20 protein-coding genes are annotated in these 22,961 nt (G+C 46.8%); 14 read left to right on the forward strand and 6 right to left on the reverse strand.

Annotated elements, in window-relative coordinates; translation table 11 throughout:
• Positions 1-84: 84 nt before the first annotated feature.
• Together IPJ02_00650 and IPJ02_00655 are read left to right on the forward strand one after the other, a co-directional pair.
• The gene (locus IPJ02_00650) at positions 85-240 is read left to right on the forward strand and encodes a hypothetical protein (protein ID MBK7374115.1); all 156 of its coding nucleotides are present in this window, start codon (positions 85-87) and stop codon (positions 238-240) included.
• A 32-nt stretch (positions 241-272) separates the two neighbouring features.
• Positions 273-437: a hypothetical protein gene (locus IPJ02_00655; protein MBK7374116.1), complete on the forward strand. Its 165-nt coding sequence runs from the start codon at positions 273-275 to the stop codon at positions 435-437.
• Positions 438-454: 17 nt separating this feature from the next.
• Here the strand turns inward: IPJ02_00655 and IPJ02_00660 are convergent, their stop codons facing one another.
• Together IPJ02_00660 and IPJ02_00665 are read right to left on the reverse strand one after the other, a co-directional pair.
• Positions 455-751: a hypothetical protein gene (locus IPJ02_00660; protein ID MBK7374117.1), complete on the reverse strand. Its 297-nt coding sequence runs from the start codon at positions 749-751 to the stop codon at positions 455-457.
• Positions 752-1,314: 563 nt separating this feature from the next.
• Positions 1,315-2,970 carry a hypothetical protein gene (locus IPJ02_00665; GenBank protein ID MBK7374118.1) on the reverse strand — a complete coding sequence of 552 codons (1,656 nt, stop codon included), beginning with the start codon at positions 2,968-2,970 and terminating at the stop codon, positions 1,315-1,317.
• A gap of 204 nt (positions 2,971-3,174) precedes the next feature.
• Here IPJ02_00665 and IPJ02_00670 point away from each other — a divergent pair, with 204 nt between their 5' ends.
• The 3 genes from IPJ02_00670 (at position 3,175) to IPJ02_00680 (ending at position 5,092) form a co-directional block, all read left to right on the forward strand.
• Positions 3,175-3,585 carry a hypothetical protein gene (locus tag IPJ02_00670; GenBank protein ID MBK7374119.1) on the forward strand — a complete coding sequence of 137 codons (411 nt, stop codon included), beginning with the start codon at positions 3,175-3,177 and terminating at the stop codon, positions 3,583-3,585.
• 73 nt (positions 3,586-3,658) lie between these two features.
• Positions 3,659-4,189 carry a hypothetical protein gene (locus IPJ02_00675; protein ID MBK7374120.1) on the forward strand — a complete coding sequence of 177 codons (531 nt, stop codon included), beginning with the start codon at positions 3,659-3,661 and terminating at the stop codon, positions 4,187-4,189.
• A gap of 90 nt (positions 4,190-4,279) precedes the next feature.
• Positions 4,280-5,092 (forward strand): glutamate--tRNA ligase, encoded by an 813-nt coding sequence (locus tag IPJ02_00680; protein MBK7374121.1) that lies wholly within the window; start codon positions 4,280-4,282, stop codon positions 5,090-5,092.
• 212 nt (positions 5,093-5,304) lie between these two features.
• Here IPJ02_00680 and IPJ02_00685 read toward each other — a convergent pair whose 3' ends face one another.
• Positions 5,305-5,793, reverse strand: a complete 489-nt coding sequence (locus tag IPJ02_00685) for a DUF4440 domain-containing protein (GenBank protein ID MBK7374122.1) — start codon at positions 5,791-5,793, stop codon at positions 5,305-5,307.
• 109 nt (positions 5,794-5,902) lie between these two features.
• Between IPJ02_00685 and IPJ02_00690 the strand changes: the two genes are divergently transcribed.
• From IPJ02_00690 to IPJ02_00715, 6 genes are all read left to right on the forward strand, one after another.
• Entirely contained in the window at positions 5,903-6,766 is an 864-nt protein-coding gene (locus IPJ02_00690; GenBank protein MBK7374123.1) for a sterol desaturase family protein, read from the forward strand.
• 725 nt (positions 6,767-7,491) lie between these two features.
• On the forward strand, positions 7,492-9,141 hold the full coding sequence (locus IPJ02_00695; protein MBK7374124.1) for an NAD(P)H-dependent oxidoreductase subunit E: 1,650 nt from the start codon (positions 7,492-7,494) through the stop codon (positions 9,139-9,141).
• A gap of 93 nt (positions 9,142-9,234) precedes the next feature.
• Positions 9,235-12,051 (forward strand): formate dehydrogenase subunit alpha, encoded by a 2,817-nt coding sequence (gene fdhF, locus IPJ02_00700; GenBank protein ID MBK7374125.1) that lies wholly within the window; start codon positions 9,235-9,237, stop codon positions 12,049-12,051.
• 62 nt (positions 12,052-12,113) lie between these two features.
• Positions 12,114-12,605 carry a biotin/lipoyl-binding protein gene (locus IPJ02_00705; protein ID MBK7374126.1) on the forward strand — a complete coding sequence of 164 codons (492 nt, stop codon included), beginning with the start codon at positions 12,114-12,116 and terminating at the stop codon, positions 12,603-12,605.
• A 43-nt stretch (positions 12,606-12,648) separates the two neighbouring features.
• Positions 12,649-14,121, forward strand: a complete 1,473-nt coding sequence (accC, locus tag IPJ02_00710; protein ID MBK7374127.1) for an acetyl-CoA carboxylase biotin carboxylase subunit — start codon at positions 12,649-12,651, stop codon at positions 14,119-14,121.
• Positions 14,122-14,158: 37 nt separating this feature from the next.
• A complete protein-coding gene (locus IPJ02_00715; protein MBK7374128.1) occupies positions 14,159-15,700 on the forward strand; it encodes an acyl-CoA carboxylase subunit beta in 1,542 nt (513 codons plus the stop codon).
• 30 nt (positions 15,701-15,730) lie between these two features.
• Here IPJ02_00715 and IPJ02_00720 read toward each other — a convergent pair whose 3' ends face one another.
• The 3 genes from IPJ02_00720 to IPJ02_00730 form a co-directional block, all read right to left on the reverse strand.
• Entirely contained in the window at positions 15,731-16,099 is a 369-nt protein-coding gene (locus IPJ02_00720) for a hypothetical protein (GenBank protein MBK7374129.1), read from the reverse strand.
• Between the two features lie 211 nt (positions 16,100-16,310).
• The gene (fdhD, locus tag IPJ02_00725; GenBank protein ID MBK7374130.1) at positions 16,311-17,156 is read right to left on the reverse strand and encodes a formate dehydrogenase accessory sulfurtransferase FdhD; all 846 of its coding nucleotides are present in this window, start codon (positions 17,154-17,156) and stop codon (positions 16,311-16,313) included.
• A 12-nt stretch (positions 17,157-17,168) separates the two neighbouring features.
• The gene (locus IPJ02_00730; GenBank protein MBK7374131.1) at positions 17,169-17,804 is read right to left on the reverse strand and encodes a molybdenum cofactor guanylyltransferase; all 636 of its coding nucleotides are present in this window, start codon (positions 17,802-17,804) and stop codon (positions 17,169-17,171) included.
• A gap of 375 nt (positions 17,805-18,179) precedes the next feature.
• Here IPJ02_00730 and IPJ02_00735 point away from each other — a divergent pair, with 375 nt between their 5' ends.
• The 3 genes from IPJ02_00735 (at position 18,180) to IPJ02_00745 (ending at position 22,404) form a co-directional block, all read left to right on the forward strand.
• On the forward strand, positions 18,180-18,500 hold the full coding sequence (locus IPJ02_00735; GenBank protein MBK7374132.1) for a hypothetical protein: 321 nt from the start codon (positions 18,180-18,182) through the stop codon (positions 18,498-18,500).
• The gene (locus IPJ02_00740; GenBank protein MBK7374133.1) at positions 18,413-19,639 is read left to right on the forward strand and encodes a hypothetical protein; all 1,227 of its coding nucleotides are present in this window, start codon (positions 18,413-18,415) and stop codon (positions 19,637-19,639) included. The genes IPJ02_00735 and IPJ02_00740 overlap by 88 nt, the downstream gene beginning before the upstream one ends.
• Positions 19,640-19,833: 194 nt before the next feature.
• The gene (locus tag IPJ02_00745) at positions 19,834-22,404 is read left to right on the forward strand and encodes a DPP IV N-terminal domain-containing protein (GenBank protein ID MBK7374134.1); all 2,571 of its coding nucleotides are present in this window, start codon (positions 19,834-19,836) and stop codon (positions 22,402-22,404) included.
• Positions 22,405-22,961 lie beyond the last annotated feature (557 nt).

Consider the following 22,961-nt stretch of genomic DNA (forward strand, 5'->3'; position numbering starts at 1 on the left):
AGGCAGTTTGCCCTTCATTTAAAAACCGTGACTCACACATATTAAATGAAGTGAATTTCAGTTTCTGCAAACTTTTAACATAGTTTGGTTAAATTATTGGTAGGGTATGCAAAACAACCCACCGTTGGCCAGATCATTCCTTTTATTGTCCGTCGTTACAGTAATGTTCAGGCATTATTGGCTGTCATAAAAGAAGTCATCCTTCAACAGGCAATAGACAAGCAGAAACAGCCACGGTAAAAAGGCCCACCGTAAAAACGGCTGTCCCCAAAGTGATCATCGTAAACGACAGCGTTGCCAAAAGGAGCGTGGACGGCAGGTTTTATTACGACCTGGAGGGCCGGCGTTACTGGCGCAACAACCGCGACGGCAAGTATTACCTGTTCAACAAATCGATGTACGATAACCCGGATTTCAAGGCCCCGCCAAAGCAATGATCATAGTTTAAAACAATTCAGGATATGGCTTCCCGTATCTCATCGGGCAGCGAAGAAGGGTTGCCGAAGTGCTCCACTATTCTGGTGCGGATCTTTTTTCCTGCTATATATTCCCGGATGGCCTTTCTTGTCTCATGATCCACCCCGCCGCCAATGATCAGTACATCGTATCTCCCGGTGGTAAGTTCGTGCATTGCATTCTCATTTGTGAAAACCGCTTTTGTGCGGGTAAATCCATGCTGCTTCAGAAAGGACATCACATTCTGCATGATGCCTGTATGCCGGCCGAATATGAGTATGTCAGCGGTTTTCATTTTTTAACTGCTTTACTTTTTTCCGGTTCATATTGGAGCGCCTGTTTCAACCTTTTTTCCAGCGGCCCGGGATCGTAACCCGGCCTGCACCCGGAATACTTCTGCGGGGAACATGTCGGGAATGGGAACAGATCCTTCCGGCATCTTTGATTTAACAGGCGGCATCGTAATTGGTTTACAGATACCGGTGATTTTATTACCGGGCGGGGTATGATCCTTCAAGTTACAGTAAATGTAGAGAACCGGGATAATAACCCTGTTAAATGAACGGGTATTTACAGGTTACTGCCACGTAGTGATCTCTTACCAGGCCTCGTGTTTTTTGTATGGCCCTTCGTAAAACAACTACAACCATTTCCTGATTGGGACTATAGGCCTTTCTTTAACAGGAATGCATCTTTACATTGTTAAAAGATCCAGTTATCCAAACCTCCAAACCTCTGAGACCGATCCGGTCCTGTGAAAACCGGTGAACCATTCCGGAATGGCCATCGTAAAAAATTACTAACTCCTGTGAAAACCTTCATTGCTGAAGGTTTTTTCATTTAACAACCGTACAATGCTTATTGATTTTGAAATACTTCATAAATACCGGTCAGCAGTTTTTTGCATTTCTGCAATTGACCGATGTACGCATCATCGCTGTTTGTTTTTGCTTTCAGCAACCGGACCAGTTTTATTTTTTCTGCCGCAGGCCAGGCCTCAATGCCCGGTACAAGGCCCGTCAGCAGGCTGAGTTCACTGAAATGCGGTTCATATGCCGAAGTGTCTTTTACCCGTAATTGGTTCCTCAGTATGGATGAACATCTTTCCAGTGCAAGCATCCGGTCGCCGTTGAATTTTTTAAGGATCATGTGTGTGATCATCCTGCTGATGAGTTCCGGATCCATATCTTCCGGCAACAACGGGTTTAATGACAGTTCCAGGTTGCTTCCGGTGAACCGCTTCAGTAACCCGGTCCCGGATCTGCGGCCGCTTTTATATTCCGCTTCCGCAAGGGATGCAAGGTTCCTGTCCTGTGGCCTGAAACCCAGTTTGTAATAGAACCAGAAAGCAGCGCTTTGTAAGCCTTCCTTGTTTCCCTTGCCGAACTGGTAAGGTTTTACCACAAACCGTTGCACATGGTAAAGCCGCTGGTACAACCGGAGTACTTCTGCAAACAGGAGGGCCGATTCTCCTTTGCGGAAAGGCGGGTAAATATTCAACCCGATCTTGCACCGGTCTGCAAATATCCAACCGCCTCCGTAAGCAACCGGCACATTGTTCTTGAAGACCATATAGCCGATATAGGATTCTAAAGAAAGGCGCCGCGGTGGTTTTATGCCAAACAAGGCAATGGCAAGTCCGCGGCCAAAAGAAAAAAGTTTTACCTCGCCTGGCGATGCAAGTGTTATTGGTTCTGTTTCCCTGGAATAAAAAGCCAGCGATGCTTTTGCAACATCCAGCAGCCGGGTGCTTTGTTTCGGTGTTAACAATATTTTTTGTGGAAGCGGCTTTGCAAGAAGTGCCGGCAGGTTGACCTGCTTCATTATTTTTTTGTGATAAAACACCGGCAGGAGCATGCCTTTGATAAAACTGCGGTTAAAAACAGGGTCATCCAGTTTCCAGGATGTGAATACCTGCAGGTCATCAAACAGGATTTCACGCAGGCTTTCATCTGCGATCCGTTGCCGGAAAGTATGTACCAGTTTGTGTAAGGATCTGTCTTTTCCCGTAACCGATCCGATCCGTTTTAGGAGCGTCATTTTTCCCTGGGTAGTATAATAATATTCTACCCGGGGAAAAAGCCGGTGCAGTATCGCCCCGCCTGCATCCGCATCCCCTGCAGCAGAATGCAGGTTCACGCTTCCGGGAAATCTTTCCACCAGCCAATGGGTGATGGCAAAACTGAACTGGCAGGTAAGCATGGAGCCGGCGATGCCGCTGCCGCTCAATGAAAGCTGATCGTGCCGGCGGGAACTGTTCATAACAGAAACAACATGGTCCCTTGCCTGGATCAATCCTTTTTCTGCCAGTCCTTGTATTTTGTTATTGCAGGCATGTACGTACATGAAGAGCAGGGCATCGTGGTATGACCTGCATACAGCCACGCTGGCGGGTTTGCATTCGGTCAACCGCCTTAGCAAATGTTCTGAACGTTTTGAATGACCCGGTTCGTTGAGCAGTGAAAGTTTCAGTAACTGTTCAACATCCTGCCGGCTGATGCGGTCCTGCTGCATAGTTTGTTTTGCCCGTAAAATAGCAAAGCGGTTTAACCGGGAGTATGATTGGCATCATGTGTACAGCCGTTATTGGTAAGTGGCAATGATCATCCCGGTTTATCCCGCCCGGGGATAAACTAAACTTTTGCTAAAAAATGACGGAGCCTGGCATCAACTGACAAAGATCATGACCCGTTATTTTTTTTGTGGGTACTTTGCAGCATGCTGTATTCAAAAAAGATAGCTGCATTTTTCCTGCTCTTCAGTTTTATGCTTTCGGGCACCATTGCCAGGGAGCTGAAAAAAATGCCTGAGTTGGTAGACCATTATTACGACCACCGGCAGGAGGACAGGAAGACCGACCTGCTCTCTTTTCTTTTTATGCATTATTGCAGCGAGGATGGAACAGACAAAGATGCCGCCGAAGACAGCCGGCTGCCATTCAAGTCGGCAGAAAGCCCGGCTGCTTTCTCTTTTGCTTACCTGCCGTTGCGTCCCGTATGCAGCCTGGAAAAACCCGTTGCCATCTGCAACACGACATTTTTTGATCCCAACGATGCATTTATTTCCTCCCTGTACCTGGATTCCATCTGGCAGCCTCCCCGTTCCGCCTGGGATCAATTGAATTCTTAACGATGCTCCGGTTTGTTTTGTCATGCCGGGAATGTAGCATCCGGGTGATTTTTAACATTAAAATATTTAAGCAATGAATACAACACATCTTCATTTGCTGCTGAACCACTTTCCCATTATTGGAACACTCATCGGCAGCATCCTTTTACTATGGGCCATAGTAAAGAACCAGGACAATCTGAAATCCATCGCATCGGCCCTGCTGGTGCTGATGGCGCTGATGGCCATACCCGTTTACCTGACCGGCGAACCGGCAGAAGAATCTGTTGAGAAATTACCGGGGGTATCCGAAGCGCTCATCGAACTGCACGAAGAAGCCGCCAGCATCGCCATTTGGCTGATGGAGATCACCGGGGCCATCGCTTTACTGGCCTTGTTCTTACAGTGGAAGAAGAACAAAATGGCTAAGGCAGGTTTTTTGACTGCCTTCATCCTTTCGGCTCTTTGTTTTGCAGCTATGGCCCGTACCGGTTATTACGGCGGGCAGATCCGCCATACCGAAATAAGGAGCGGCGCTGCCGTAGGTGAACAGAATGGAAATGAAAAAGAAGGAGGGGAGAACGATAAGCAGGAAAAAGACAAAGAAGAAAAAGACGATGATTAAGTAAAGCAGCATTTTTAAACCTGTAAGGTCTGCTGTATCGCATGCGGCATGACTTTACAGGTTTCTTTACCTTAGAGGCAATATCGCTTTATGATCACAAGACTTGCCCCCACGCCAAGCGGCTTTCTTCACCCGGGAAATATCTTCAATTTCCTGCTCAACTGGCATTGGGCAAGAACGAATGGCGGCAAGGTATTGCTGCGGATAGATGATGCGGATGCGGAACGTAAACGGCCCGAATACCTGGATGACATTTTTCGTGTACTCGACTGGCTGGGACTAGACTGGGACATTGGCCCCACCGGCCCCGATGATCTTGAAAAAAACTGGTCGCAGGCCCGCCGAAGGGAATTGTATGATGAACTGCTGAATGAACTCACCGGTAAACAACTTCTCTTTGCCTGCGCATGCAGCCGTAAAGAATTGGCTTCCGGGATCTGTAACTGCAGGGAAAAGCAACTTGCACTTTCATCGCCGGCTGTTGCATGGCGCATACAGGCGCCTGCAATGGCCAGTTTCCATGACAAAGCGCTGGGCAATGTAACACAGGAACTTTCTGCGGGTTCCTTTATTGTGAGAAGAAAGGACGGTATTGCTGCTTACCAATTGGCGTCACTGGCCGACGACAGGCATTTTGGCGTTACCCATATCGGCAGGGGGGAAGACCTGCTTGCTTCCACCGCCATGCAGCTTTATCTCGACAGCCGGTTGAATATCCCTTATTTAAGCAGTTGCAGTTTCTGGCATCATCCATTGATCGTTGCGGATGACGGGAGCAAATTATCCAAAAACGCCGGGCATTTAAGCCGGAGCATCATGGAATCTGTAAAAAAAGAAGAACTGCTGGATGCATTCGGGAAATGGATCGGGCTGGATAAAAAAAATAGGGAAGATATCTTTTGATGAACCTATAAAGTCTGTCTCGCAGGTTGGCAGCAATGCAATCCTCACCGGTTCCCAGGTTTCAAAAGAGAGGACTGTAGTAAAAAAATATCTCATGAATATTTTTTACTACAGTATCCGGTATTCAAAAGGAAGGCTCACCGTTCATCAATAAACCTATAAGGTCTGCAGTAGAGCCGGCAGGCCAGGCAAACCTTATGGGTTTTAAAAGATCATTTTAACGCCAGCGTATCTGTATTCCAGATCCCGTGCGTGGATATCCATTTTCCATCTGCACCACGCTTAAGCAGTTCAATATACTTGCCTCTTTCAGTGGTCACTTTGCCCGTTGAATCCTTAAAACTCATTTGAAAGCGCCCGACCTCGTAGCCCAGGTCGCCGTTGCTGCCGGTAGAGATGGTTGCCACGTCCACGTCAAAAGTACCTGCGGCAATGGCCCCTTCCCAATACTTTTGAATATTGGCCCTGCCGGTAACGGGCGCTTCGTTGGGAGGAAGTACCGTAGCATCCTCCGTATAGCAGTTGGCAGCCGCCACCGCATCTTTATTATTCAGGGCTTTTGCAAAATCCCGGTTCATCTGCGAAAGTTCATCTGCCGTGACCGGCTTTTTTGTTTCGGCCTGGTTATTACAGGCTGCCAGGGTGTAGCATAATAAGATCACACACAGGGCCAGCCCGGGAAAATGAATTTTTGATTTCATGTTATTTTGTTTGGTTGGTTTAAAGATAAAAGATTATAATTTTGCAATGACCATATGCTGTTGATTTAATATGAAGTTTTACTTTTCACATTAATAATTCAACCCGGCTATGAATATAGAGAATTTCCTTGACAGGATATTTGCCACCCCTTATTCCACGGCACAGACGATTGCACTGATCGTTTTTGTTCTGCTGGTCCTGGTAGAGTTGATTATCAGCATACGAAAAAACCTCCGGCTGTATGAATCCAGGGAAACGGCCGTTAATCTTTCGTTGGGCTTACTTACTTCCTTTTCAAAAATACTGGTCAAGGGCTTCACCCTGGCTTATTTCACCTGGCTGCAGGAGATATGGCATCTTACCCTGATCCCCAATACCTGGTGGAACATTCTCCTGCTTTTATTGCTGAGCGACCTCATTGCCTACTGGTACCACCGGGTATCGCATGAAAGCCGCTTTTTCTGGGCCATGCACGTGGCGCATCATTCTTCCGAAATGCTCAATTCAACTACATCTGTACGGGGCAACTTCCTGCATTTCTCATACCGCTTCCTGTTCTGGTCGCCACTGGCCTTACTCGGTTTCGACCCGATCATGATCCTGCTGATCGACGAGATCGGTTTTTATTACCAGATTTACATACATACCGAGATCATCCATAAACTACCCCGCTGGTTTGAATATTTTTTCAATACTCCATCCCATCACCGGGTACACCATGCGCAGAACCGCAATTACCTGGATAAGAACTACGGCGCTGTATTCATCATCTGGGACAGGATCTTCGGCACGTTTGAACCCGAAGTGGAAAAGCCTGTTTACGGACTTACCAAAAACCGGCCAAGGAAAAACGATATACCCAGTATCATCACCCACGAGTTGGGTGCCATTGCCCGTGATGTGAAAAAAACGAAGGGGTTAAGGAACCTGACCAAAGTGGTTTTTGGCAGACCCGGAAGCGGGGAAGTTTAACATTCTTTGCGGTTTGGTTTTTCCCAAAAGGACAAATAGCTATTTCAAATAGTACACAAAGCTTCCTGGTATTAATTTGCAACAGGAACCGGGGCTGGCTTGCCGGTAAGGATACGAATAACGAGCGAGGAACAAGGAATGCAGAACGTAGAAGTCCGGAATTCTGTTCATCATTCCACCCTCTTGCGCAAGTGTTCCCCACACAAATAATTAAATTACAAACGTAAAGTTCATGGGATCACTTGATGCAGTTCTAAATCTGCCGGACTGTGTCCGGATTTATTAAAACCCTCTGGCGCAAGTGTTCCCCACACAAATAATTAAATTAAAAACGTAAAGTTCATGGGATCACTTGACGCCGTTTTAAATCTGCCGGACTGTGTCCGGATTTTTTAAAACAGATGTTGAAATATATTTTTTTTTCCCTGCTTCTCCCGGATACAATCCGGGTGAATTACAAGACACAAGTGATCCCTTGGGTATTCTGGTAAATAATGGGCATTGTTTGCGGGAACACTTGCGCCAGTGGGTACAATCCGGGTGAATTACAAGGCACAAGTGATCCCATGAACATTTTGGTAAATAATGGGCATTGTTTATGGGAACACTTGCCAGTAGAGCATAAACAAAAATCTATGCAAGGGTTCTTATAAAACTTGCATTCTTTCTTCGCAAAATCCTCCTTTCTTCCCCCAGAATTTCTTAAATTGCTGTAAACTAAAACCATGTCAAAGAACCTGGGCGAACTATCCGGCAGGAAGGGGTTAAAAACCAACCTCTTTGAAGGGCTTGGCATCGCTGCACAGGAAACAGGTACGCCCTCCCGGGCAAGGATGGAAGAACTGGCAAACGAGTTCCTGGTGGGCAAGGCCAATGTGTTCGGCACCACCAGTTTCTACGATTTTTTAAAAGAAGAGAATAAGGGTAAGAAAGTATTTGTATGCAATGGCAGCGCCTGCATGACCGCCGGTACACAGGATGCACTGAGGGAAAAACTAAGCAGACAGTTCAATGCGGAGGAGATCGGTGAAATGTGCTGCCTGGGCCGATGTCATGAGAACAGCGCATTTAATTATGATGGTAAGAACTATTCGGGAAAGGCTGCAGACCAGGTTGAGGAAGTCAAAAGTCAAAAACCAAAACTGGCTGACAGTTACCAGGTGGGTTCTTACGGTACACCTGTTTTAACCGAAGCATTCCCAGGAATACAGGAATATTACAAAACGCTTTCTGCTGCATTGGCAAATACACCGGAAGCATTACTGGCCGAACTGAAAGAATCGGGCTTGAGGGGCAGGGGTGGGGCAGGCTTTCCGATCGCATTCAAATTAGACTCCTGCCGCAACACCGCAGGCGATCAGAAATTCATTGTGTGCAATGCCGATGAGGGCGACCCCGGCGCCTACAGCGATCGCTACCTGATGGAACAACAGCCGCATTCTGTTCTGCTTGGAATGATGATCGCCGGGTATATCGTGGGTGCCGATACCGGTGTGTTATATATCCGTGCCGAATATCCGGAATCGCAGGAGGTCATGCAGCAGGCCATCGATGACCTGGTCAAAGAAAATCTACTGGGAGAGAATATCCTCGGCACCGGGTTCCGTTACAATTTCAAACTCATCCGGGCCATGGGCGCCTATATATGCGGAGAAGAAACAGCCCTGTTATCGAGTATTGAAGGACAGCGGCCCGAAGTGCGGGTGCGGCCGCCGTATCCCACACAGGAAGGACTGTTCAACAAACCCACCGTGGTTAACAATGTGGAAACGCTTGCCTGCATACCTTATGTGATAAAGAACGGGGGAAAGAAATTTGCTTCCATCGGTAAGGGAAGATCTACCGGAACAAAACTGGTTTCACTGGATGGCTTTTTCCAAAAACCCGGCATTTATGAAGTGGATATGGGTACGCCGCTTGAACTTGTTATTAATGATCTTGGCGGCGGTTTCAAAGAAAAGATAAAAGCCATGCACATTGGTGGTCCGCTTGGCGGATTGGTACCGGTTGAGAAGATAAAGGACCTGTCGGTTGACTTTGAATCATTCTCCCAGAACGGATTTTTATTGGGACATGCTTCCATCGTGTGCCTGCCGGAAAAATTCCCCATCATCAGATACCTGGAACATTTATTTGAATTCACGGCCCATGAAAGCTGCGGAAAATGTTTCCCATGTCGTTTAGGTTCTACAAGAGGCTACGAACTGATCAACAAGGCAAGAACCTCCGATTATAAAATTGACCGGCAGTTGATGAATGACCTGGTGGAGACACTGGAAACGGGTTCGCTTTGTGCATTGGGTGGGGGATTGCCATTGCCGGTAAAAAATGCATTGCAGTATTTTAATGACGAATTGAAAGTGTATTTTAAGTAGAAGGAATGTTTACCGCTAAGGCGCTAAGCCGCAAAGTTTTTTCCTTAGTGTCTCCGTGTCTTTGCGGTTATAATTAAATAAAAGATTCTTGCTATGGGCATCGTTTACAGAAGAGAAGATAAACAAGGGCAGGCGGCAAAGGGCGCTACGGTCACCTATGGTTCAGCCAATGGTAAACCCAGGGCCGGTTTTGCCTACATTGATAACAAGCCCTACGAGATAAAGGAAGGCGAAACCATCCTAGCTTTCATCCGCAGGAATTACGGGCAGGACTATGTGCCCACACTTTGCGATGCACCAAACCTTGATCCCTTCGGTAGCTGCAGGGTCTGCAGTGTGGATGTGGCGCTTGCAGAGAACGGCACTGCTAAATCACAGGCTTCTTGCCATACACCGGTGATGGCGGACTCATACATCTACCCCAATTCAGAACGCATTCAGAAGTTAAGAAAGAATATCATCGAACTGGTGCTTACCGATCACCCGCTCGACTGCCTTACCTGCGAAGTGAACAACAACTGCGAACTGCAGACGGTTGCCGCCCGGGTGGGCGTACGTGATGTACGTTATCCTCCCGGGAAGAATCACCTGCACAGGGAAAAAGACCTGAGCCATCCGTACATGACCTCCGATTTTTCCAAATGCATCAACTGCTACCGCTGTGTGCGTGCCTGCGATGAAGTACAGGGTGAATTTGTATTGAGCATGTCGGGCCGGGGTTTCGACACCCATATCATCAAGAGCATGGAAGTCAATTTCGAGCAATCGGATTGCGTGAGCTGCGGCGCCTGTGCACAGGCTTGTCCTACTTCGGCCATCTCGGATGTGTTTGAGTCCAAATCCGTGGCCGTCGACAAAAAAGTGCGCACCGTTTGTACCTACTGCGGCGTGGGCTGCAACCTGGACGTGGCGGTAAAACAAAACAAAGTTCATTCCATACAGGCACCCTATGATGCAGAAGCCAACCAGGGCCATACCTGCCTGAAAGGGCGTTTTGCTTTTTCATTCTACAATCATGCAGACCGTATCCGTACGCCGTTGATAAAACGGAATGGTGAATTTGTTCCGGTGAGCTGGGAGGAGGCCTATGATTTCATTGCGAACAAATTGACCGAGATAAAAAATAATTATGGCCCCGATCATATTGCCGGTATCTCTTCTGCCCGTTGCACCAACGAAGAGAATTACCTGATGCAGAAATTCATCCGTGCGGTGATCGGCACCAATAATATTGACAGCTGTGCCCGGGTCTGTCATTCACCAACTGCGATCGGTATGCAACGCACTTTTGGAACCGGTGCTGCCACCAATTCGGTGATTGACATGCAGTACACCGATTGCATGATGGTGATCGGCGCCAATCCCACCGATGCACACCCGGTTACCGGTGCAAAAATGAAACAGCAGGCCATCAAAGGAAAGACGCTGATCGTGATCGATCCGAGGCGTACTGAACTCGCCCGTTATGCAAATTATCACCTGCAGTTACGTCCCGGTACAAATGTGGCATTACTGAACATGATGCTGTACTACATCATCAGTGAGAAACTGGAGGACAAGGATTTCATTGGTAAACGAACAGAAGGTTACGAAGATTTTCAACAGCATATTCTCAAACTCAATATTGATGAACTGGAAAAGATCACCGGTGTTGACCGGAATCTTGTACGTGATGCCGCCATTGCCTATGCTTCAGCGCCGAATGCCATGTCGTTTCATGGATTGGGCGTAACGGAACATTCGCAGGGAACATTTACCGTGATGCTGATTGCCGATCTTGCCATGATAACCGGCAATATCGGCCGCCGGGGCGTGGGGGTTAACCCGCTGCGTGGACAGAACAATGTACAGGGCGCTGCCGATATGGGTTGCCAGCCTTACCAGGGTGCTGGTTACCTGGATGTGACCAACCCGGAGATCCATAAAATGTACGAAGAGTTCTATCATGCAAAACTGCCGCTGCATCCCGGTTTAAAAATTCCGCAGATGTATGATGCGGCATTGAATGATAAATTAAAAGCCATCTGGGTGATTGGTGAAGACATGGCCCAGACAGATCCCAATACCCATCATGTAGTAAAGGCCCTGGATAAACTGGAATTATTTGTGGTGCAGGAATTATTCATGACAGAAACAGCCAAACTGGCTACGGTAATCCTTCCCGGCGCTTCCTTCCTCGAAAAAAGCGGAACCTTTACCAACGGAGAAAGAAGGATACAACGGGTAAATAAAGTGGTGGAACCCATTGAAGGAACCAAATGCGATGGGCAGATCATTGTTGACATAATGAACCGCATGGGTTATGAACAGGCAGATTATGACCCGGGTACCCTGCTGGATGAGATCGCACAGATCGTTCCGTTCTTTGCCGGTGTTAAATGGGAGGAACTGGGTGATAACGGCAAGCAGTGGCCGGTGCGGAAAGACGGATCCGATACGGAGATATTGCATACGGAAACATTTACCAGGGGAAAGGGAAAATTCATGTTCAATGCATTCAGGGAGTCCGAAGAAATTGTACAGCATACCAAAGAGTATCCCTATATCATCACCACCAACCGTGAACTGGAACATTATAACTGCGGCGCCATGACGAGGCGCACGAAGAATGTGGATATACTTACAGAAGATGTATTACTCATCTGCGAAGAAGATGCCCGTAAACACCTGATCAATGACGGGGATATGGTTTGTGTGGAATCGCCCCGTGGCAAGGTTGATATCAAAGCAAAGATCACCGATGAAGTAAAACCAGGCATACTCAGCAGTACTTTTCATTTTCCGGATATCATGCTGAATAATATAACATCCAGCATCAGCGACAGCGAAGCCATGTGCCCTGAATATAAAGTGGTGGCTTGTACGATCCGGAAGAGTAAGGGGAAATATAAAAATGGTTCATCCGGATAGTTCAGATTGTTTTAACTTCCATTTTAAAATCGCAGATTGATATACCAATAAATAATGCAGGTATGCCGGAAAAGAACAGCTTGTATAAAGTAAGTGTAAACGGGTTTGAATTTCAATTTACAAAAGAACAGGTTGAAGCTATTGACCTGCTGGTCCAATCACCTGAAAGCGTTCACCTGATCCTGGATCACCGTTCAGTGAATGCAAAACTGATCGAAGCAGACCGGTTGGCAAAGAAACAAACGATCGAAATAGACGGGGAAAATTATTTCATTGAGATCAAAGATGAACTGGACCAGGTGTTGGATCAAATGGGATTTGGTACAGTCAGCAGCAGGCATACCAGGGAAATAAAGGCCCCTATGCCAGGGCTGGTACTGGAAATTTCCGTTTCTGAAGGACAGCAGGTTTTTGCGGGAGAAAAGATACTGATCCTGGTTGCTATGAAGATGGAAAACAGTATTATGATCCATGCCGATGCAAAGATCAAACGGGTAGCAGTCGTTGCCGGACAAGCTGTGGAAAAAGGCCAGGTTCTGGCAGAACTTGAATAATTGGTTTTTCATTCAATCTTTTTATTAAGGACAACTACTTGTGATGAAAAAAATTTTAGTGGCCAACCGCGGGGAAATTGCATTACGTATCATGCGTACCATCCGGAAAATGGGTATGCAGTCGGTGGCCGTTTTTTCTGAAGCCGACAGGAATGCGCCACATGTGTTGTTTGCCGATGAAGCCGTTTGCCTGGGTGCACCCCCTTCTTCTGACTCTTACCTGAACGGGGATAAGATCATTGCCTTTTGCAAAGAACTGGGCGTGGATGGAATTCACCCCGGGTATGGTTTCCTGAGTGAGAATGCCGGGTTTGCTCAAAAAGTGGAAGATGCAGGTATCCGTTTTATTGGTCCCGGCCCCGAGGCCATGCGGATCATGGGTTCTAAACTGGCGGCCAAGGAATGTGTAAAGAAGTACAATATACCCATGGTGCCTGGTATTGATAAAGCCATAGATGATATTGCGATCGCAAAGGAAACAGCAAAAAAAATCGGTTATCCGGTACTTATTAAAGCATCTGCCGGCGGTGGCGGTAAAGGTATGCGTATAGTTGAAAAGGAACCAGACTTTGAAGAGCAGATGCTGAGGGCCATCAGCGAGGCAAAAGCATCTTTTGGCGATGGCTCCGTATTTGTTGAAAAATATGTAACCTCCCCCCGGCATGTTGAGATACAGGTACTGGCAGACATGCATGGGAATGTGGTTCATTTGTTTGAACGGGAATGCAGTATACAGCGTCGTCATCAGAAAGTGGTGGAAGAAGCTCCTTCGGCCATATTAACTCCTGAACTGCGTAAGAAGATGGGGGAAGCAGCCGTACTGGTAGCCAGATCCTGTAACTATGTAAGCACCGGCACCGTGGAATTTTTAATGGACGACAAAATGAATTTTTATTTCCTGGAAATGAATACCCGGTTGCAGGTAGAGCACCCGGTAACAGAAATGATCACCGGCCTTGACCTCGTGGAGGAACAGATAAAAATCGCAAGGGGAGAAAAGTTAAGTTTTACCCAGGATCAGGTTACCATCAACGGCCATGCGGTGGAGTTAAGGGTATATGCCGAAGACCCGTTGAATAATTTTTTACCTTCTTCCGGAACACTGACTACTTACCGTAAACCTGCCGGCGAAGGGGTACGGGTGGATGATGGGTTTGAAGAAGGCATGCCTGTTCCTGTATACTATGACCCCATGATCGCCAAACTGGTGACACATGGTAAGGACAGAACGGAAGCCATTCAAAAAATGAAAAGAGCCATCAAAGATTTTAAAATAGAAGGGGTAGCCACCACCTTGCCTTTTGGAACCTTTGTGTTTGAACACGAAGCTTTCCTCGATGGAAAATTTGATACGCATTTTGTAAAAAATCATTACACGCCAGAACGGATCAAAGAAAAACAGAAAGCGAATGCAGAAGCAGCTGCATTGATAGCCCTTGCATACTGGCTTGATCAGCAAAACATCCTGAAACCGGTTGAACATAAAACCACCAGTTGGAAAAGAAGGCTGGCTTAAAGCAATCACCCGGACCACAACATTAAAAACAGGCACAATGAAATCAAAGGTTGACATCCTGCGGGAAAAGATTGAAGCAGGTAAATTGGGTGGTGGTGCAAACAGGAACGCCACGCAGCATAAAAAAGGAAAACTTACGGCCCGGGAAAGAATTGCACTATTGATGGATCCGGGATCTTTTGAAGAGATAGGCGCTTTGGTTCTTCATAGAACCAGGGATTTCGGGATGGACGAACAACAGTTTTATGGCGATGGTGTAATTACCGGTTATGGAACGGTGAATGGCAGACTGGTTTATGTTTTTGCACAGGACTTCACCGTTTTTGGCGGGGCCTTGTCCGAAACACATGCAGAAAAGATATGTAAGATCATGGACATGGCCATGAAGGGTGGAGCACCCCTGATCGGATTAAATGATTCAGGTGGGGCCCGTATCCAGGAAGGGGTGCGTTCATTGGGAGGGTATGCTGATATTTTTTACCGCAATGTGCAGGCATCAGGTGTTATACCACAAATATCCGCCATCATGGGGCCCTGTGCCGGGGGCGCTGTGTATTCACCCGCTATCACTGATTTTACGATCATGGTGGAAAACACAAGTTACATGTTTGTAACAGGACCCAGCGTGGTGAAAACAGTGACCAATGAAGAAGTAAGTTTTGAAGAATTGGGCGGTGCGTCCACGCATTCCATCAAATCGGGCGTCACACATCTTACGGCTTTGCACGATATGGATTGCATTGAACAGGTAAAAAAACTGCTGAGCTATATGCCGCAGAATTGCGAAGACGTGGTGTTGAAAATCCCCTATACCCCCGTCGACGAAACAAGGGAGGTGCTGGAAAACATTATTCCTGAAAGTACGAACCAGCCTTATGATATTAAGGATGTGATCACCGGGATATGTGACGGTGATTCGTTTTTTGAAGTGCATAAAGATTATGCCGGTAATATTGTTGTAGGTTTTGCAAGACTGGCGGGAAGGAGTATCGGTATTGTTGCCAACCAGCCGAATTGCCTGGCAGGCGTACTCGATATCGAGAGTTCGAGAAAAGGTGCCCGGTTTACCCGGTTTTGCGATTGTTTTAATATCCCTTTATTGGTATTGGTGGATGTGCCGGGTTTTTTACCGGGAACCGACCAGGAATGGAATGGCATTATAACCAGTGGCGCTAAATTATTATATGCATTGAGTGAATCCACGGTACCCCGTGTTACGGTAATAACCAGAAAAGCCTATGGAGGCGCATATGATGTAATGAACTCCAAGCATATTGGAGCCGATATGAACTTTGCCTGGCCTACAGCAGAGATCGCTGTAATGGGCGCCAGGGGCGCTTCCGAGATCATATTCAAAAAAGAAATACAGGAAGCTGCGGACCCGGCACAAAAGCTGCTGGAAAAGGAAGCAGCGTATGCAGAAAAATTTGCCACACCTTACCAGGCTGCAGAAAGAGGTTTTATTGATGAAGTGATCGAGCCTAAAGAAACCCGTAAAAAACTGATCAAGGCATTTGCCATGCTGGAAAACAAAGTGGTGAAACGCCCCCGGAAAAAGCATGGGAATATACCCTTATGATCATAAGAGAGGTGCGACGATTATTAAATATCAGCAGATTTTATTCGGGTTCTCGTAATTGTCACTCTGGTCTTCGGTGGTATGGTCAAGGCATACAAAATCCTTTTCCAGTAAAAGATAAAGCGATCTGTTGCCTGCAACGGGCATACTGGCCTCGAATCCCACTACCTTGTTGGCAGGCCAGCCGTTGGTTAATGCAGCCGGCACGAACATGGTCATTTTATTTCCGTCAAAGGCTGCGGATAGTTCATTGCCTTCCTCCACTTTTTGAAGGGCGTATGCAAACTTATTATTCCCAAATACCGTTTCTTCTTCCAGGTATCCGGTAGTGGCGATGGTATTTACTTCCGTTTTCGTAAGCCGTATCCTGACTGAATTTCCTTTTATTCTTAGTTTCATGTGTTGACCTCACCCTCGTTCCCTCTCCAAAGGAGAGGGAGGCCGGGCATTTGATTATTATTTAACTTTAATTATTTCCATTTTATCATTGAAGCAATATTCATCAATTTTCCATTGATATCACTGTCTTATTGAATTTGAATTCAAATTCCGCAGCAGTTACAATACATAAATATTAGATCTTTTTTCAGTGAGATCCATGCCCCTCTCCTTAGGAGAGGGGTTGGGGTGAGGTAATCCTTTGTTCACCCGAATAGACATTGAACCGGTTGCTTTTTAAGAAACCGGTCAGCGTAATATTATTATCCTTTGCCATCTCCACGGCCAGGCTGGAAGGGGCGCCCACAGCAGCAATCAGCCTGATACCCGCCATGGCTGATTTCTGCAGCAATTCAAAACTTGCCCGTCCGCTTAAAAATAAAATGCAGTTGTTCAACGGTAACTGGTCATTCAGCAATGCGGCGCCGATGATCTTGTCCAGTGCATTGTGCCTGCCCACGTCTTCCCGCAGCATCATGAACTTTCCATCCGCATCAAACAGTGCGCTGGCATGGATGCCACCGGTCTCTTCAAAGACCTGCTGTTGTGCTTTAACCGCATCCTGTAAATCGTAAAGCAAGGATGCCTTGATGGAGATGGTATCCTTTGCATTGATATAGGGCGAAACAATGCGGATGGCTTCGATACTTGCCTTGCCGCATACGCCGCAACTGGACGTGCTGTAAAAATTCCTTGCCGTATTCGCAAGAACGGGCTGTACATTTTCTTTCAGCGTTACCAATACCCGGTTATCATCTGCGTGGTTTTTTTTTATTTCCAGTATCGCTTCCTTATCCTTTACAACGCCTTCGGTGAATAAAAAACCGGCAGCCAGTTCTTCGTCGTTGCCCGGGGTACGCATGGTTACGGCAATATTCTTCAGCATGCGGCCGGTGGGGGTACTGTATGCCAGCTGGATCTCCAGCGGCTCTTCCACGGCAACCTTATCGGCCGTTTCAGTTATCTCAGTGCCGCTGATCTTTACTATGCTGATATTTTCAACCTGCGGATCCTTCATGCCCTAAAATTACTAAAAGAAAGTCAGGCGCTCATGAAATAACCGGGTGGACACGTTAATAAAATCTTCGTAGGTGTCAATGCTTGTCATGCTTTTCGTATTGCCCGGGCGGAATTTTACTGCCCCGCTGCTCTTTAAGAAATGCTGTAAGGAATATTCCCCGGCTTCCTGCTTTTTTTTGATCGCATCAAATACCTCGTGCGGATACCATGCCAGCAACGGTTCATAAACAGCCGCCTGCTCATTATAAAAACTCACAGCCCTTTCTCCATTGCAATAAGCCGAGAACCGGCGCAGGTGAACGGCCATTAAGAATGGATAGTCGCACCCGATGAGCAGCATATTTTTTTGCGGAAACCGTGTAAAGGCAGTGAGTAATGCCGCCATGGGGCCCATATTGGCATAAGATGGATCATCAGGTAAAAAAGCATAACCGGCTTCCATGTTCTTTGCCTGTTCTGTATTGCAGGAGATAAAGACCTTTTCGCAAAAGGGCTGCAGCATATCATACAGGTGATAGCGCTGCGGTTTGTCGTAGTACAGCAGCATGCTTTTATCCGTACCCATGCGGCTGCTCCTGCCACCGCATAACACCAACCCGTAGGTATCGGGCAGTAAATTGTTTTTAACAGGTAATAATGATGTCATTGCCGGATGAATACAACAAGTTAACAAAATACAGGTGCATTTCATATCCCGGTTTCCTCAATTCATCGCAAACCGCTTTTGCCTGCCGGGGATCCTGCCGATATTTGATCCTTATAAAACTTATTCTTATGCATATATTTTCACTCAGGGCTTTATTGTTCCGGTTGATACCGGCGGTACTATAATAAGACCAGAAGATATTTACCAAAGAGGCAAACTGGTATCACGGAGAACAGAAAGCGGGATTTAATTTCAGGAGTTTTCTGTCAATTCAGGCCATATTCCTTCCGTGGTAAAACCTGCAATACCGTTCACCTGAATACTGGTGCAGGGGAAAGGAATTTTGCCGAAATTTGACCGTTTAAATCTATTACTATGGATTGGTTCTCCCCCAGGCCCTTATTGTTCCGGTTGATCCCGGCAGTACTTTCTTTGTTATTGGCGACCGGCGTTCAGGCGCAGAAGAATGTATTGTACTACAGCAACCCGCCACATGGATTTGCCACCTCAAAGATCTCAAAGCAATTGCTGAAGGAAGACATGCAGTACTGGCAGCAGGTAATGGAAGAAAGCCATGTGAATCCCTATCATACCATCAGCAAAAAGAGATGGCAGGGCTGCAGGCAGCTATCCTGGCCCAACTGCCCGACAGCGTTACCCATTTCCAGGCATGCTTTGCCATCAGTCGCCTGGTAGGCGCCCTGGATGAAGGGCATCTTGGTTTTGCCACCAATAAGGTCAGCGACAGTTTATATACCTATGATTGTGTACGTTTCCCCTACCTGGGCTACGATATTGATAACGGGGCATTTGTGGTGCAGCGTGACCTGGGTGCTGCAAACAAATTACCGGCCTTCAGCCGCATCACGGAAATAAACGGGATACCCTTCGGGCAGCTCTATGAAAAGTATGCAGCCTTATACGGAGGCCTGGAACCCTGGAAGAAACTGCAGGTGAAGAACAGTATCCGCAAACTGCTTTATATGGACGGGATCCTGAGCCCTTTCCGCATCAAAGCGGTCGTTAATAAAGATACGGTTGAGTTTACAACCGATGGGTTCACTTATAAGCAGGCCGACAGCATCACCAAACTGATCATTGCCGAACTGTCGGTACCTACAAAACCCTTCAGTTTAAACTTTACAGAGAATAATATTGCGCTGATCGAATTCACCAGCATGAACGGGCGGTTACGGGATTCCTTTCAGCGCTTCCTCCAGCAATCCTTCCAGCAGATCAAAGATAAGAATGCAGCCGGCGTCATCATCGACATCCGTAAGAACGGAGGGGGCGACAGCGGGCTGGGGGATATGCTCATCAGTTACATCAGTGATAAGGGATACCTCAATGCAAGCGGCATGAAGATGCGCATCAGCCGCCATTCCAAAGCCTTTGCTGCAATGCTGAAGGTGGATGACCCTTTTAAGGACTGGGAAGATGGGAAGATGTACACGTATAAGGCAGAAAAGCTTAAGAAGCCGGAAGATAACCCGCTTCGTTACAAAGGCAGGGTTGCTGTACTGATCGGGACAGCAACCTTCAGCAGCGCCAATATGCTCACCAATGCCATCAAGGATTTTCAACTGGCCACGCTGGTAGGGGAACAGACGGCAGAGCCTGCAAATGATTTCGGGGAGATATTTTCTTTCATGCTCCCGAATACACATATTGTTGCCACCACGGCCATCAAGATGTTCCTGCGGGCCAATGGCGATGAAAAGGATTTTACCGGCATCAGGCCCGATATCGAAGTGGCCAATACCCTGGATGATATCCGGCAAAAGAAAGACCGGGTGATGGAACGGGCGGTGCAATGGGTGTTGTCGGGGAAATGATTTTTTGAACCACATAGGAACATAGAAAGCCACACCGCAATACACGAGGTGTACTATGTGCCTATCCACGCCTTTGGCGGGACAAGTTGTGGTTCAAATTGGTCATACCGTTCATCTCATTCCCACGCTGCATATAAAATACTTTCCCTACATTTAATTCCCCGGTGCATAAACCAATACCGGTGAGTCTCATCATGAAGAAAATTTTCATTATCCAGGCACTGATCGCCTTTCTTGCTGTTGCAGCAAATGCACAATCAGATAAAAGAACATTGAGCACGGCCGATTACGACCAGGCTACCAAAGCCTTAGGTTTTAATACCAGCAAACTCGTTTACCGGTATAATGTAAGCCCAAACTGGTTGCCGGACGGTAAGTTCTGGTATTCTGTTTCTGTACCGGGGGGAGTGGAATTTGTTTTGATAAACCCGGCCGACGGCAGCCGTAAAACTGGCCCTGATAAAAAATCGATCCTGCCGGATGCTCCTGCTGCAGCAACTGCAGGTCGCCGCAGGGGCGGTGGAAATGAAAGTCTTTCGCCCGATGGCAAAAAAGCAGCTTTCATTAAAGACTGGAACCTGTGGGTAAGGGACCTGGAAACAAAAAAAGAAACCCAGCTAACCTTTGATGGGGTAAAAGATTATGGTTATGCAACCGACAATGCCGGCTGGACACACAGCGACCGGCCCATCATGCTCTGGAGCCCCGATTCAAAAAAGATCGCAACCTTTCGGCAGGATCAGCGTCATGTAAGTGATATGTATCTCGTTAAAACAAAAGTTGGGGCACCAGAACTGGAGCAATGGAAATACCCGCTGCCCGAAGATAAAAAAGTGATTCAGATAGAACGGGTGATCATAGAAGTGGATGTACCCAAACTGGTCCGTTTAAAGATACCTGCCGATGACCGGAGGGGAACCCTGAGTGATGATATCTCATCCGGTAGTCCCTATGATGATAATGAGTGGAATGCCGATGCATCTAAACTCTTTTTTGTTTCCACCAGCCGCGATCACAAAATAGAAAAAGTACGTATCGCCGATGCGGCCACCGGCGATGTAAAAGAGATCTTTGAAGAAAAAGTTGCCACGCAATATGAAAGCGGGCAGGGTACCATCAACAACCGTTTCCTGGATAAGAACAACGAGATCATCTGGTACAGCGAACGGGATGACTGGGGACATTTGTACCTGTACGATGCAACCACCGGCAAGCTCAAAAACCAAATTACCAAAGGTGCATTTGTAGTGACCCAATTATTAAAAATTGATGAAGAAAAACGGGTGTTGTATTTTATGGCGAATGGGCGTGAGCCGGGCCGTGATCCCTATTTTGCACATTTTTACAGCATAAATTTTGATGGCAGCAACCTCAAACTGCTCACACCCGAAGATGGCAATCACAATATAACCCTGTCGCCCGACGGGAAATATTTTACCGATAATTATTCGCAACCCCATGTGCCGCCGGTTTCTGTTTTACGGGATATGAAGGGTAAATTGATTACTGAGCTGGAGCGTACGGACATAAGCAAACTCCTTGCAACAGGCTGGAGGCCCCCCGAGCCCATCAAGGTAAGATCCAATGATGGCAAATGGGACCTCTACGGGCTCATGTTCAAACCCAGGGATTTTGATGCATCAAAAAAATATCCCATTGTCAATTATGTGTATCCCGGTCCGCAGGGCGGGGGAGTTGGTACCCGTAATTTTGGTCCCGCCCGTGGCGATCACCAGGCACTTGCCGATCTGGGTTTCATTGTTGTTATCATAGACGGAAGCTGCAACCCCGACCGGTCCAAATCTTTTCATGATGCCTGTTATGGTAATATGGGTGCCAATACACTCGACGACCAGGTGGCCGGTATAAAACAACTGGCAGCGGCCAGGCCCTATATGGATCTTGATAAAGTTGGTATCTGGGGCCACTCGGGTGGGGGATTTGCCACGGCCGATGCGATGTTCACTTTTCCTGATTTTTATAAAGTAGGTATCTCCGAATCAGGCAATCACGATAACCGCAACTACGAAGACGACTGGGGCGAACGATATATTGGCCTCGAAGAAAAAGGCCCCGACGGAACTACCAACTACGCCAAACAGGCCAACCAGATCAATGCCGGCAACCTGAAAGGCAAACTCCTGCTGGCACATGGTGGTATGGACGATAATGTACCCCCCTACAATACCTACCTGGTGGTGGAGGCTTTACAAAAAGCCAATAAGGATTTCGACCTGGTGGTATTCCCCAATGCCCGCCACGGCTATGGCGCTGATGCACTGTATATGACCCGCCGCCGCTGGGATTATTTTGGCAAGAACCTGATGGGTGCAGAAGTACCCAAAGAGTATAAGATAAATACAAACACAGGTGCTGCACCGGTAAAAAAAGAAGATGCTGTTACACCTAATGCCATGGGCCGTAAGAATACAGTAATAAAACGCATACCGGTATCTGTATCAAACATCACACTCAATATATTTGATAATGGCACGGTGGATGGAGATTCCATCAGTGTGTATTACAACAATAAATTACTGGTGGCCAACCGCGGCCTTACAGAAAAGGCCATTGTTGTAAACCTGGTACTTGATGAAAAAGCCCCGCAGCACGAAATTGTACTCTTTGCACATAACCTGGGCAGCATACCTCCCAATACGGCACTTATTGTGGTAAATGCCGGCGACCAGCGTTTTGAGCTGTCCTCCAGTGCCAGCCTTACGGAGAATGCGGTGCTGGTGTTTGAGTATAAGGGGAAGCAGTAAAAGAAAAAAAATCTCATACGCAAAGGCTGGTACATTTTGTTACCAGCTTTTGTTTTTTAGCAACATCGTTGTAGCTTGCCCCGTCTGCAAGCGGGGTCACTCATTTGTACTGCAAATCTTTAGGAAACTTTAAGTGAGGTCGAAATGGTTCGTGAAGACACGAACCAAGGCAATGGGATATGAGAATTTACAAAATCTACAAGAAGTGCGATACAATGTATCCAAGCGAAAGGCATTTGAGCAATTTTCTGAGAAGTTTCCTCCTTATAATAAATTTAAAAAATTTCTAGTTAGCGACGTGAAAGATAACTGGATCTAAATAAGTTTTATCGATCAAACTCCGATTTACAGAAAGATTTTACTCAACTAGAATACCCCATTGGCGCAAGTGTTCCCATCCCAAATCATTAAATCATAAACGTACAGCTCATGGGATCACTTGACGTCTTTTAATTCTGCCGGGTTACAACTGTAATTTTTAATAACAAATACTAAATAGCTCAAACTCATCTATTTACAACAATAAGTAATGTGCTTTAGTTATTTCATCAGGTAGA

The sequence above is a fragment of the Chitinophagaceae bacterium genome (assembly GCA_016710165.1).
GTDB lineage: Bacteria > Bacteroidota > Bacteroidia > Chitinophagales > Chitinophagaceae > Ferruginibacter.